This is a genomic window from Streptococcus sp. OMI870, assembly GCF_047460295.1.
Lineage (GTDB): Bacteria > Bacillota > Bacilli > Lactobacillales > Streptococcaceae > Streptococcus.
On sequence record NZ_JASHGM010000002.1, the window covers coordinates 369,087 to 383,656 of the forward strand.

Annotated in this window: 7 protein-coding genes; all 7 read right to left on the reverse strand. The window is 43.9% G+C overall.

Annotated features, from left to right (window positions below; translation table 11 throughout):
* Positions 1–3: 3 nt before the first annotated feature.
* A complete protein-coding gene (gene secA2 / locus QM968_RS05830) occupies positions 4–2,388 on the reverse strand; it encodes an accessory Sec system translocase SecA2 (RefSeq protein WP_414382978.1) in 2,385 nt (794 codons plus the stop codon).
* Between the two features lie 25 nt (positions 2,389–2,413).
* Positions 2,414–2,884, reverse strand: coding sequence for an accessory Sec system protein Asp3 (asp3, locus tag QM968_RS05835; protein ID WP_009731770.1), 471 nt, complete (start codon positions 2,882–2,884; stop codon positions 2,414–2,416).
* Complete coding sequence (gene asp2, locus QM968_RS05840; protein WP_414382922.1) at positions 2,881–4,425, reverse strand: accessory Sec system protein Asp2; 1,545 nt, start codon at positions 4,423–4,425, stop codon at positions 2,881–2,883. The genes asp3 and asp2 overlap by 4 nt, the downstream gene beginning before the upstream one ends.
* Positions 4,418–6,007, reverse strand: a complete 1,590-nt coding sequence (gene asp1, locus QM968_RS05845; RefSeq protein WP_414382924.1) for an accessory Sec system protein Asp1 — start codon at positions 6,005–6,007, stop codon at positions 4,418–4,420. The genes asp2 and asp1 overlap by 8 nt, the downstream gene beginning before the upstream one ends.
* A gap of 8 nt (positions 6,008–6,015) precedes the next feature.
* Entirely contained in the window at positions 6,016–7,233 is a 1,218-nt protein-coding gene (gene secY2 / locus QM968_RS05850; RefSeq protein WP_009731773.1) for an accessory Sec system protein translocase subunit SecY2, read from the reverse strand.
* A gap of 227 nt (positions 7,234–7,460) precedes the next feature.
* Positions 7,461–8,462, reverse strand: a complete 1,002-nt coding sequence (locus QM968_RS05855; protein ID WP_009731774.1) for a sugar transferase — start codon at positions 8,460–8,462, stop codon at positions 7,461–7,463.
* Positions 8,463–8,649: 187 nt separating this feature from the next.
* Complete coding sequence (locus QM968_RS05860) at positions 8,650–14,412, reverse strand: accessory Sec-dependent serine-rich glycoprotein adhesin (RefSeq protein WP_414382926.1); 5,763 nt, start codon at positions 14,410–14,412, stop codon at positions 8,650–8,652.
* Positions 14,413–14,570 lie beyond the last annotated feature (158 nt).

A 14,570-nucleotide genomic window follows, 5' to 3' on the forward strand; every position in this document is an offset into this window, starting at 1 on the left:
CTTTTATGGGAAATGCAAGACAATTTCCCCTTTTTTATTGATTTCTACTCGACTCAGTAAAAGATTGCGGACCATTTGCTCTTTGGCCGCTCCTTTCATTCGATCAAAGGATTGGTAGGCTTCTTGGAAAAATTCTACCAAAGGATTTTTCTGACTGGTGTATTGACCAGAGAGAGCCATCCGCAATTGTTGCAGATAGTCTACCTGCTCTACCCAGTTTTCATCGATGGCTTTTAAGATGGCCATGCGTTGGAACTGTGCGATCACCTCATCGGTGCCTAAGACCTCATACTTAGCCTCTAACTCACTTTTAGCGATTTCCCACAAGAAATTTTCTTTTGCTTTCTTGCTACGGAAGGTTTGGTGGGCCTTTTCAGGATCCACCTGGTAGCTGACATTGTCTAAAATATAGCGATAAAAGGCTACTGGTTCCTTGTATTCTTTTTTGTGGACTACGCTTAAAAAGACGGAACGAAGCGCTTTTTCAACGATAGCATCCAAGCGGCCTTCTTGCTTGATCAAACGATCGCGCTCTTCGTAAACAATCGCACGCTGAATGTTCATGCTTTCCGCAAATTCTAGCGTCATCCGACGACTAGCCTGACCAGAACTTTCACTAGCATTTTGAGCTCGTTCCACCAAGTTTCTATACTTGCGCTTGGTCAGGGACTTAGCTGCTCCAATTCGCTCATCCACATCATAGTCTTGATAAGTATCCTGGATCCAGTCTGGCCCCCAGTTTTTCATCAAATCATCTTCTAAAGAGACAAAGAACTTGGTCAAACCAGGATCTCCTTGGCGACCTGAACGCCCTCGAATTTGAAGGTCAATCCGCTGGTTCATCATCCGCTCAGTTCCGACAACCACCAAGCCACCTAACTCAGCGACTCCTGGTCCCAACTTGATATCAGTTCCCCGACCGGCCATTGAGGTCGCTACGGTCACGGCACCTTTTCGGCCAGACTCCTTAATGATCTGGGCCTCTCGAGGAGCATTGTTGGCATTGAGAAGATTGTGTGGAATTCCTTCACGCAAGAGAAGATTCGAATAAAGAATCGACATTTCAACCGATCCGGCAAAGACCAGAATCGGATTACCTTTTTCGTGGATTTTCTTCACATAGTCCAAAGAAGCCACGATTTTCTCTGGCAAGGTTTGATAGATTTCATCCGGCAAATCCTTACGGATCTTCTTGCGATTGGTTGGAATCTTGATCACTGACATGGCATAGGTATCGAGAAATTCTGCCTCAGCGACCTTCCCAGTCCCCGTCATGCCTCCCAACTTCCGAAACATCTTAAAGAGGTTTTGGTAAGTAATAGAAGCCATAGCCCGTGTTTCTTGGGTGAGTTTGAGACCTTCTTTGGCTTCAATCGCCTGGTGGAGTCCTCCTTGCAAGCGGGTCATTTCCATCAAGCGACCCGTCGCCTGGTCTAGCAAAACAATCTCAGGTTGTCCTTCGACATTAGGATGGATGACATAGTCCTTATCCTTAATAAAGTTTTTATTGGCCTGCAGGGCTAGGCTGATATGGCGGACCAAGTCACGGTATTGGGGATCATAGAGATTGGGAATGGCAAGAAAAGCTTCTGCTGCATGAGCTCCCTTTCGAGTCAACCAAACCCGTTTCTTTTCTTCGTCAAACTTGAAGTCTTCCCCCTCTTTGAAGGTTTGGATCAGAGTGTCAATAATCCCATAAAGGTTGGACTGGACCCGAGGAGAACCAGAAATAATCAAGGGGGTCTGAGCACTATCTAGGAGCACCGAATCAATCTCATCGACAATGGCGTAATTGAAGTCAGCTAAAAATTGTCCATCTGCAGAAGCGGTCAAATTCTCTGTTAGATAGTCAAAGCCCAGACTGGTATTGGTCGTATAAATGACATCTGAGCGATAGATCTCACGTTTGACTTCTGGATCTAACTCTTCGTCTTCAGATTGTTTTAAAGGTACGCCGACCGTCAAACCTAAGAAACGATAGACCTGTCCCATTTCTTCTGCATCCCGAGTTGCCAGATAGGTATTGGTCGTAATAACCATAACCCCTTTGCCCTCTAGAGCATTGAGATAAACTGGCATAGTTGCCGTCAAGGTCTTCCCTTCACCGGTATTCATTTCAGCGACATTTCCCTGATGCAGGACAATCCCTCCCATGACTTGCACGTCATAAGGAAACATACCCAAGACCCGTTTATCGGCTTCACGCGCAACAGCAAATGCTTCTGGCAAGAGATCATCCAAGGTCTCGCCCTCTGCTAGACGTTCCCGAAATTCTGCAGTCTTCTCCTGTAGTTGTCGATCCGTCAAGCGGGCCATGTCATCCTTCCAGCTATTGACTTCTTTTAAGATTTTTTTGATGTTTCTTAATTTAACGTAATCCAATGTGATCCTCTTTTTTTGCAGTGATGTTCGTCTATTCGAGAACTTCTGCTCCCTCAGACGATATTGGTTGAATAGTAAAATAGTGGAAGGTAAACTCTTGCAAGCCTGCACTGAGCAAGCGTACTTCATAGGCGTAGGCTTGATCTGGATAGGTAAACTGCAAGCGACCTTCTGCGGTTACGCGACGGCCAACGACCTCTCCAAAACGATCTTTGAAGACAATTTCTACCATAACGGTATGGGAGGGAGTCGCTTCCATCGTAATAAGCAGTTCATAATCCTGCTCTCTTTTAAGCAGAGGCAGACTAGGAATTTGACGCGTCGCGCCAAAATTTGTCTGCGAATGCCAGGTTTTCAATACTTGACCAGATGGCATGAGGGGGTTCTGAAAGTGAACGCTCCCTTGGGCAGTCGCTTGAATAGTTGACCCCCAAAGATAATCTGCCAGAACGGTATCGCCCCAGTAGACGCGTCTGGCTTCATTTTCTTTTATTTGTATCATTGGTTTCTTCCAAAGTCTCTTTCCATGATTTCTTTGTACTGGGTCGCAAACCATTCAATGATCGGACCACTCGCGTCGTTGTGGCGACCGGCACGGCTAGTACTGATAATACGAACCGGCAATTCATATAAGGCTTCTAAAATATCTGGATAAGCCTGCTGGTCGTAGTCATCATCTCTCATATAGGCAAGTGCCAAAATTGTATCCTTAAAATCTGCTTGTTCAAACCGATCCCAGAAGCGTTGATTGAGCTGACCAATGCCTTCTTGTGATACTTGGCCGATGATCAACTGCATCATATCTAAGGACGTTCCAAACTCATCTGGACGTTTAAATTTCAGGTTAGCAGCGACATCCCCCAGGTTGACAATGGGTTTTCCGACTAGGATGGCATGTGGGCAATAAAGGGCCCCATAATAAAGCGCACCAAAGGTCCCCATGGACAAACCTGAAAAATTCATCTCTTTAGGCTCAAAGCCGAGCAGATCCAAATGCTGATCAATAAAAGCTGTAATTTGATTTTCCAGCTCTTCTGATCCCATGTAGAAAGATCCACCTTCCAGTCTTGGGTCAGAAAAGAGAATAAAGGGACTGCCCATAGCACGCAACATCCCAAATCCTTCAAATCCTTCGGCCGGACGATACCCAGAAAAGTAAATGTTTAAAGGTGGCTTCATATCGCCCGGATGGAAATAAGCAAAAATCTCTTGGCGCTTGTGGTCCCGAAGAGTCTGAGCGCCTACCGTCATCCCCCCTAAAGGACCATGGGACAAGCGTTTGTGTAAGGCTCCAATCGTAAGAGTTCCCTCTCCTTTTGCTTCTAGTGAGAAGGCTAGGTAATAAGGCTCTGCTCCATCCAATTCTAGTGGTTGCAGCATCTCTTCTTCTGAAAAGACCGCATCTTTGACCCAATCACCCAAAGCTCCATAGCGGTAAAATTGGATCCGCAATTGCAGCTGACAGCTTGGATCTTTTTCGTATTCCAACCAAAAATTGATGGGGCGGCTAGCGTCATACACATAATTGTAAACCCACTGGGCAATCGGCGTAAACTCTTCCCCGTATGCTCCATCAAGCTTGAGGAAATGTTGCCCCAAGACTGTTTGCTGACCAGCAAAATCAGGTCTCACTTGCAGATCACGAACTGTAAAGGCATCCCCATATTGATTGTCGTATAAAAAGCGGTCTAAAACATAGAAAAATTGATGCTTGTTTGAGAAATCCCAGGGTCTCGCTTGTTTAAGCGTTAAGAGATGGACTAATTCTGCAGAAGGCGCCTCTAGCTTACGCCTTTCGTCATAAAAAACGGTATAAGGCTGAAAATAGGTCAGGTCTTCTCCTAAAGCCAACAAATCTTCTGGATTCTCTAGGATCAAGGCTTTAAATTTAGAGATTTCCTCTTCTTCCATATAGTCTTTGAGCGATGGAAGAGCGGTGGCCTGAAAAAAGTGCCAGCCAAGTCCAGCAGGAAGTTCCATTTGATCCCGCCAGCTACTTGAGCCGATTTGGAGAATATGGGGTATCTGTAGTTTTTTATCCATGACGTTCTTTCATCCATCCTTCCCATTTCTCGATCAAGCGTTGACCGGTGTATTCTTGAATTTTTTCGATTGAATAGACCAAGGCCTCATTCCAGGGCTTCAATTCCAATAAAAAGTGAGTCAGGGCCTTCTCTAATTCCTTGTCTCCCTTAGACAGGACATAGCCATTTTTTAAATGATCCACATATTCTGTTTGAACACGATTGACCTGTGGAATCCCCGCAGAGATCCCTGCAATCTGCGTATAGAGGTTAGGTTCCTCACTCAAATCTACGATCAAGCGTGTTTTTTCCAACTCCTGAATAATGTCATTTTCATTTGAAAAATTCTTGACCACAAAACGGTAGTCCGGTGCGTCTTGTACAAACTCCTTATCAATAATCTGGTTTTCTCCAAGCACTTCTAGCTGGGCTGGCGACTGAACAAGATTCAAGTTCTGCTCACTAGAGATCAATTCCTCTAGTTGCTGTTCTACTTCTTTGACCCGCTCTGGTGCCCCATTGTAAAATGCAAAGACGACTTCAAATAAGGGATGTTGCCCCAAAACTTCCAAGATTTTTTTGAGCTGGTTCTTGGTTGGAAGCTCGTTCTCCTTGATATAATAATAAATCTTTGATTCCTTACGCTCTTGACTAGAGCCCAAACGGAGGCGAGAGTCAAAAGAGGTAATCCGATGTGTTTTTTGAGCTAAGCTAGGGGAAAAGACCGAAATCGCTTCTTTGGTTTTTTCACTGTCCGTAATTAAAAGCTGGGCATCAATCATATCAAAATAGAGGACAAAGTTTTCTGCAGACAAGGGCTGGCGATCCCCATAGAAAGAGAGGGCCTTCTTAACACCACTCGCTGTATCTTGTAAAAAAGCAAGATTGGCTGGATGAGCTGCCAAGACCAACTGATCTCGCCCTGGAATCAAAGCCATCAAGTGTTCCTTCATTTTTTCAGAGACGACTTCCCCAATATTGGCATAGCTTTCTTTTTTGAATGCATGGAAGAAAGCTTCATTGACCATGACAGAGCGATTTTCTTCAATCAACATCTCTCTCAAAATCCACTGCCCATCAAAACGCAGGTACTCATGGAAATAAGGTTTCCCCTCATTGTAGTAGAGTCTGCTAGAGATAAAGCCACGATCATCCATGTAGTCAATATAGATGATTTCCTCATCCTTATAACGGGTCAAGGAGAGGATATTCCCATCCACTCCCATATCAATCTTGGCGAGACATTTGCCTTTTCGAAAGGCTATGGCCAAAAAAGGAGTATAGGAAAAGATAGTCCCACTAGGCCATTCCATATCCTGAAGCTGGAGTGGGCGCATGGACAACTCAGATGGGACACCTTGGATCCCATCAAAAATGGAGATCACATCTGTCTCTAGTATATCTTGGCGGTGTAAAAAATAACGCAGTTGGGGATTGTACTGTGGTAACAATAAAACCCGATCCATTTCTGCTTCTTGAAAAATACGAACTTGATTAATGGTATCGTCAAATTCAATGGACTCGCGCATCCAGTACCAAGGGGTAGCTGATTGCTGCCAGATGCGGTCCGTTCCATACCAGGCTGGTACAAAATAATACATGGTTACTCCTAGAATATTCTTGTATAACGTTGGTTGACGCGAAGGGCACGAATTTCTTCTCGGATATTGTAAATCATTCCGACAAACATGAGGAAAGTCCCTGGGATCATGGTCAAGCGCAAGAGCTCCTTATCCCATAATAAGAGAGAAAAAGGAAGCGCCGTAAAGAGAATCAGATACAAGGTCCCAAAAACTGTCAAGCGGAGGACAATACCATTGATGTAGCGACGTGTATCTGCTCCCGGATAGACATGGTCGATATATTCCGAAGCCTTCATCATCTTATCTGCAATTTCTTCTCCATTTACATTGACAAAGGCAAAGGCAAAAGAAAGCAGGGCAATCATGAGAATGTAAAGTAGAATCCAGATGGGGTCTCCCATCACCAAACGCTTGGCGAGCTGAGCAGCCCATTTAGCATTGGAATCCATCGACAAAATCAAGAGCATGGCATACTGAGGAATCGACACCAAGGTCATGGCATACATGAAGGGCATTCCCCCAGCCGGATTGAGCTTGATATCTAAAAAAGTATAGCTTTTTAGGTTGTTGTGAATCCCTAATTTATTGACAGGAATTTGATACTTGGAATATTCCACTAAGACTGCAACAAAGACAAAAATCAAGAGGGCAATCACACCCACAATATAAGCGATCTCTGGAATATTATTAATATTTGAAATAGTCTTCATCACGTCTTCTGGAAGGTACATAACCATCCCCGCCATCATGATCACAACAGAACTTCCAAGACCCAGAGCAGCATTTAGATCTGAAAGCCAGACCAAAAAGAAGGCTCCAGCTACCATAATCATCGTATTAACTGCAATGACGAGTCCAGGGTTCAACCCTGTCTTCAAGGGCAGATACATGGCCACTGCCAAGGACTGGACGATGGCAAGCGCCAAGGTCACATACATCTTTCGCCGCTCCACAATTTCCGAGCTGGTTTTTTCAAGATTAAAGCGTTTTGAAACGGTAAACATCCGCCACAAAATCATGGAGGACATCCAAGGAGATAAACCGATCGAAAAGATCGACATCCCGCGGAGATTTCCACCCATCACAGCGCTTGAGAGCTGTAGACCAGTTGTCGTCCCCTCATTAAGTTTCAAGGCCTTTGATAAATCAACAAAAGGCAGAGAAATTTTACTTCCAAAAACATAAATAAAGACGAAAAAAATCGTCCAACAAAATCGCTTTCCTACTTCAGATCGTTTTAACATTTCTTTTAAACTTTCTCTTCGTCATTTTGGCTCCACCGTCTTGGGATTAGCCTATACATAGGTGCTTCTTAAGCATCTTATCTCAACTTATTTTACCATAATTTGCGACGTTTCCAAACTCATTTGTCACTAATATTTGATAATCTTCCAATTTCGCTATTTGGTACCGCATCCAACAAAAAATTCTCCAGATGTTTGTCTGAAGAATCTTGTTTGATTGGCTGTTATTACCCCAAGGCCATGATGGTATCGACGAATAATTTCTTTGTGAAATAGCCATTGCGGATCAAATAAGAAGTATAGTGAGCTTTTTGGACCATTTGGGCATACGCTTCCTCTGTGCAGTCTTGAACCAAACGATTGGCTTCTTCAAGATTGGATGCTACAAAGCCAAGCCCTTTTTCTCGAATATAGTCTGCATTTGACAAATAGTCTGGCACGACTACCGGAAGACCTGCGGATAAGTAAGTCGATAATTTGTAGGAAATATTTTCTTTGTAGTAATCTCGCTCATCCTCGGGGTTCTCTGAATTTCCCCAGACCAGCCCAAAACCACCCTTAGAAAGCTCCAAAAGCAACTCTTGCTTGGTTCGCCAGCCTTCAATATGGACCTTGGAATAATCAACTCCTTCAACTGGTTCTGCATAGACATGAAGGGGTGTATCATATTTCCAGTCGATGATATGAGGGAAACGCGACGGATTCCCTGAGAAGATCAGTTTTTTCTCAAATTGCGGGGTATAGAGATCCAAACTGTGGGTCAAATCCCACAACTTTTGTACCACATATTTTTTAACTGTAAGCCCTTCTGATACTAGACGATGGTACATTTGCTCTGATGGAACAACGACCAGATCACTCTGATTGTACATGTCGATATAGTTGGGTATCAGGTAATAATTACTCTCAAACATAAGCGGTGGGACATCGTGGATAAACATGACCAACTTGGTTTGAAGGAGTTTTAACTTATCAACCAAACGGCGGTCCCACTCAATCCCATTCCAAGAAGGCGATTGAACGAAGACGATATCCCCAAAAGCAACGCCTGCTAAAATCCCATCCATTCGCGAGTTCAATTCACTAGCTGGTTCATTGCTATGATCATAAAAGTAGATTCCTAATTCATTGACCCCAAGCTCGCGAACGACATTCATGATATCGTTTTGGGCCATCAGGGCTACACTTTGCGAAGATTGCCCAAATAGATTTGTAAAATGGATTTTCATCTCTTTCCTCTGACTCTTCTTTTTTTATCCCATATTTCCTGAAGATATGAAGGCAAACTGAGCTTTTCACAAAGCAACCTTTTTCATACCCTTCACCGAAAACTTCCTCATTCATTATAACATATTTCACAACTTCTTAGACATTCTAGATCAATAAAAGACCGGTTCATTCCGGTCTTTTAAGGTTCTATTTGCCATCTTTTTTACGAATGCCTAACAAAGTTAGTCCAGATAGAAGGAGGGAGGCCCCTATTGCAAGGATACTAGAGGAAGCAACGACTCCTGTCTCTGGGAGAGCAGGTCCTGAAGAATTTGCCACAGGCGCTGGGCTTACATCTGATGAGGACTCTGAAGGACTTGTCCCAGCAGAGAAACTTGACGCATAAGATACACGGATCCATTCAGATGTTTCATGCGATTGAGATTGGTTCACTGTTGACGATGTGCTTGTGGAAACTGAGGCACTCGTCAAAGATGATTCAGACACTAACATCGACCTTGAAAGGGATTGGCTCGTTGAAAAGAGTGAAATAGATTGACTATACGATTCAGATTTCGATGCTACAGACTCTGAATGAGATGTCCATCGCGAATCTGACTGACTCTCAGAAACAGATTGAGAGAGTGATTCGGACTCTGAAACCTGCGATTCAGATACAACATTCGATGTCGAAGCTGATTCAGTTGCAGATACAGATGATTGAACCAGCGATTCTGACTGGCTAGCTGAAACGGAGGCCTGAACCAACGAGTCCGATTGACTAACCGACACAGACTCCTGAACCAGCGATTCGGATTGGCTGGCTGAGACTGACGCTTGAACTTGCGATTCTGATTGACTAGCTGATACTGATGCTTGGACCTGTGATTCTGATTGACTGGCAGAAATCGATTCTTGAACTAGAGATTCTGATTCACTAGACGATACAGATTCCTGAAGCAAGGATTCAGATTGACTCGTTGAAACGGATTCTGACAGTTTTTTACTCATCGAAATAGATTGCGACAAGGAAACTAGTTGGGAAACTACCTCCTCCGATCCGACTGCCGATGTTGACTGAGACTGAGAAATAGACTTCGATGTCTCTTCAGACTCAATCTCGGATATGGATTCTGAATCAACTTTAGATTGTGAAGCTGACTGGCTAGCTGATACAGATGCGTGAACCAGCGATTCTGATTGACTAGCCGAAACTGACTCCTGAACTAGCGAATCAGATTGACTAGCAGAGACTGACGCTTGAACTAACGAGTCTGACTGACTGGTGGAAATAGATGCCTGTACCAATGAATCTGATTGGCTCGCTGAAATAGATTCCTGAACCAACGAATCGTATTGGCTAGCTGAAACGGATTCCTGGGCAAGTGAATCTGACTGGCTCGCTGAAATAGATTCCTGAACCAACGAATCGGATTGGCTGGCTGAAACGGATTCCTGGGCAAGTGAATCTGACTGACTCGCTGATACAGACGCCTGAATCAGTGATTCCGATCGACTGGCTGAGACTAACGCTTGAACTTGCGATTCTGACTGACTGGCCGAAACTGAGGCCTGGACTAACGAATCCGATTGACTAGCCGAGACAGACGCCTGAACCAACGAGTCTGACTGACTTGCAGAAACAGATTCTTGAACCAACGAATCGGATTGACTGGCTGAGACAGATTCCTGTAGCAACGACTCTGACTGACTGGCTGATACAGACGCCTGAACAATAGATTCAGATTGACTTACAGAGACTGACGCTTGAACTTGCGAGTCTGACTGACTGGTGGAAACAGATGCCTGTACCAATGAATCTGATTGGCTAGCTGAAATAGATTCCTGAACCAACGAATCGGATTGGCTAGCTGAAACCGACTCTTGTACCAAGGACTCTGATTGGCTCGCAGAAACGGACGCTTGTACCAAGGAGTCTGACCGACTAGCTGAAACTGAGGCTTGTACCAAGGAATCAGACTGACTTGCAGAAACTGAGGCTTGGAACAAAGACTCGGATTGGCTAGCTGAAACCGATGCCTGAACCAAGGAATCAGACTGACTAGCTGAAACTGAGGCTTGAACCAGTGATTCAGATTGACTAATCGAAATAGATTGCGACAAGGAAATCAGTTGAGAAACCACTTCTTCCGATCCAACAGCCGATGTTGACTGCGATTGAGACACAGAAATTGATTTGGATACCAAATTAGATAAGGATACCGACTGACTCAACGAAACAGATTTCGAGGCTTTTTCAGACTCACTCTTAGATGCTGATGCGGCTTTTGATTGCGAGTCTGATTGACTGACAGAAACAGATTCTTGTATCAAGGAATCGGACTGACTAGTTGAAACCGACTCTTGTACCAAGGAATCTGATTGGCTTGCCGATACAGATGCCTGAACCAAGGAATCGGACTGACTTGCTGAAACCGACTCTTGTACCAAGGAATCTGATTGACTCGCTGAAATTGATTCTTGGACTTGTGATTCGGATTGACTTGCCGAAACCGAAGCTTGAACCTGTGACTCTGACCGACTTGCTGAAGTCGAGGCTTTAATTAACGATTCAGACTGACTGGCTGAAATCGAGGCTTGAACTTGCGATTCGGATTGACTCGACGAAACCGAAGCTTGAACCAACGATTCTGACTGACTCGCAGATGTTGAAGCTTGAACCTGTGATTCAGATTGGCTTGCAGAGATTGAAGCTTGGACCAACGACTCGGACTGGCTGGCAGAAACTGATTCTTTAAACTGTGACTCAGATTGGCTTGCTGAGATTGAAGCTTGGACCAACGACTCAGATTGACTTGCTGAAGTCGAGGCGTGAACCTGTGACTCAGATTGGCTTGCTGAAATCGAGGCTTGGACTTGTGATTCGGATTGACTTGCCGAAACCGAAGATTGAACCTGTGACTCTGACTGACTTGCTGAATCCGAAGCTTGAACTTGTGACTCAGACTGGCTTGCCGAAACCGAAGATTGAACTTGTGACTCAGACTGGCTTGCCGAAACGGATTCTTGAACCTGTGATTCAGATTGACTCGCTGAAACGGACTCTTGTACCAGCGATTCAGATTGGCTTACGGAAGTCGATTCTTTAATTAACGATTCGGATTGACTTGCCGAAACCGAAGCTTGAACCTGTGACTCGGACTGACTTGCTGAAATCGATGCTTGAACTCGCGATTCGGATTGACTCGACGAAACCGAAGCTTGAACCAACGATTCTGACTGACTCACTGAAAGCGATTCTTGAACCTGTGACTCAGATTGGCTCACTGAAAGCGATTCTTGAACCAAAGATTCAGATCGACTCGCCGATTCTGAGGATTTAACTAAGGATGTCGATTGGCTCGTAGAAAGCAATTCTTGAGCCAACGATTCAGATTGACTAAGGAAAATTGATGTTTGAACTAAGAAATCAGACTGGCTCGCGGAAAGTGATTCTTGAGCCAAGGACTTCGATTGACTCGCAGAAAACATAGCTTGAATTAAAGAATCAGACTGGCTCGCAAAAACCGAGGCTTGAACCAAGGATTCTGACTGACTCGCAGATAGTGATGCTGGGGCCAAGGATTCTGACTGAGATCTTGAAATAGACTCAAAGGTTGGTGACTCACTCTCAGAGATGGAAGATGAAGTTGAAAAACTTTGAGACTGTGAGGCAGACTCAGATGCCGTCATCTTCCGATAATAGTAGTTCACACTCGTCATTGGATTAGCATAATAGTTATCTTTAATCGTATGCTTGAAACGAGAGAAGCCATCGGCTCCTTGAGGAGTCGCATCTTCCCCTACAACCATCGTTGTATTTTTTGAAAGGGACGGTGATTTTGGAACAGCTGTGAATGGTTTTGGAACCGTGTACGCTATTCCCGTCTTTTCATCAGTATAGGTCACTGTTTCATTGGCGGAAAACCAACCTGTTACGTCCAGTTCAAAGTTATGTTCATCCACACGTCTTGGAGTAACGTTTAGGAAATAATCCTTATTTTTACTTTCAATTTTACGCGTTCCACCTAAGTCAGACAATTGGCCTGGAACGTCGTGTTTAAAAGTTTTTTCATAAACAAGAGTATACTTATCAAATACTGGTTCATTTCCTGTATCCCGAGAGGTCAATGTATTTATTTTAGAAGGATCCAAGACGTAATAGCGAAGAATGTAGTCCCCATTTTGATTCGTTGTGACAACTTCACTTTTGATAAAATGCTCACGCGCATTTCCGTACAATTCTACACGTCTATCTCCAACCTTACTATTATCAAAGATCCCAGTGGTCGCATTTTGAGAAGTACTTACTACTGGTACCTGAACATAACCTGCAATATCACGCGCATTTGAAGCCGTATACTGTTGTCCCTCAATCCCAGATTGCCTGTATTCAGCAAGGATCTCTTCTTCACCAGTTGGTTTATACAGTCCATTTTGCCATTTACCCTTTGGATCCACCAAACGATACAAGGTAGACTGTTGAGACCACATGGTTGGCACTTTGACCTGGAAGAATTCATTTAACATTTGACCTTGATGTGAAGGATCCATGACATTATAGATATCTCGGAGCATAACACTTCTGACTGGAACCATAATACTAGGAAAAGATTGTAGGGTCACATAAGGAGGTTTACTTGCGTCTCCAAAAGAATAGATAAAGTTGTTGCCTGCTGGAGAATCGGCAATCAAGACTTCTTTAGGAAGTCGCATAGGACTATTCAATCTCACATTGGGTTGGAATGTTTGAGAAAAGACTTCTGATCCATCTGATTCCTTTACAATTCGGAAATAAACATTCTTCGGTTCACGAATATCTGGATTTGTTTCGCTACGATCAACAGATAGTGTCGCATAGTAGCCTAAGGATTTCTCATTTCGGTCAACAAATTCCCAAATTGCAAAAGTATAACGGTTCAAATCGTGATCTTTTGAATACTTTGCAAGCTCTTCTGGAGTTAACAAAGCATTTTTATCTAGGTTCGGGTCTTTGGCAACATTCGAGGTTGGTAGTGGCGCATCTACCACATTGGCGCCATGGCGATCATCCATCTCGGGCGAGATGGATAGATCTTCATCACTACTTCTAGCCTCTTCACTAATTGGAGCCAATTGAGCTGAGATAGCTGGTTTCCCATTTATATTGGAATTTCCCACAAAGCCTGCAGCCGTTAAGGTGGTCATCATCTCATCAACTGCTTTGCCCAAGCGATCGCGTTGCTTGGCATAAGCTTGCGCACCAGCATTTGTATGGACCAAACGATAGCTAGTAGTTACTTCCGATTGTAGCTTATTGATAACTGCTTCCAAAGCTGCCTTACGCTCAGGCACAGATATCTGAGTAGCGTATTTCCCTGCGATTTGTTGGAGCAACTCTGCTTCAGAAGCGTTTTGTTCCAATAGGGAAGCTTCATCTGTAGCTGCTGGTTCATCTACCGCTGATTCTGAAGCTAGAACTTGTGTCGATTCACTAGAAACGCTTTCAAAACTGGTAGTTTCTTGCCCACTGATGGAAATAGAAGTCGATTCACTCATAGAGAGCGAATGGCTAGCCGTTTCAGAAAGACTTGTAGAGGTTGATAGAGAAGCAGATGCAGAATCTAGCGAGGATGTCTTTGAAAGAATGACGCTATCTGCTTCTGCCAATGTCTCTTGTTTCGTTTCAGACACAGTTGGGGCGAGAGATGCCACTTCTTCTGCTTGAGCCGTCGTAGCCACAACAGCTCCTCCAAATACAGTACCCACAGCAACCAAGCCTTTTAATAACTGTTGGCCCTCCTTATGAAGACGACCGCCATCTTCTGGAACTTCGGCAATGACCATCTCCTCTACTTGCCCTCGAACCACACGAAAGAGTCCTAGAGCAGCAGTTGATGCTCGAAGCCAATTTTTTCCTGATTTAATTAATTTGAAGCGTACGACACGATCTGTCTCACGAAAGTTTCCTTTTGAACGCTTAAATTGCATGATATTCCCCTTACATTGTAGTCATTATTTATTATACAGGAATACTACATAGATTCAAGTAATTTGCTACAAAAAACTTATTTATTATTGTTTTTGTTTTCGAATTTTTTACAAGAAATTAAAAACACTTCATTCTACTAGTAAAAAAGTGAATCTCC

Excerpts from the sequence above, each read along its gene's own strand:
- secY2 (WP_009731773.1), bottom strand. The coding sequence starts at position 7,233 with ATGTTAAAACGATCTGAAGTAGGAAAGCGATTTTGTTGGACGATTTTT.
- asp3 (WP_009731770.1), bottom strand. The coding sequence starts at position 2,884 with ATGATACAAATAAAAGAAAATGAAGCCAGACGCGTCTACTGGGGCGAT.
- QM968_RS05860 (WP_414382926.1), bottom strand. The coding sequence starts at position 14,412 with ATGCAATTTAAGCGTTCAAAAGGAAACTTTCGTGAGACAGATCGTGTC.
- asp2 (WP_414382922.1), bottom strand. The coding sequence starts at position 4,425 with ATGGATAAAAAACTACAGATACCCCATATTCTCCAAATCGGCTCAAGT.
- asp1 (WP_414382924.1), bottom strand. The coding sequence starts at position 6,007 with ATGTATTATTTTGTACCAGCCTGGTATGGAACGGACCGCATCTGGCAG.
- QM968_RS05855 (WP_009731774.1), bottom strand. The coding sequence starts at position 8,462 with ATGAAAATCCATTTTACAAATCTATTTGGGCAATCTTCGCAAAGTGTA.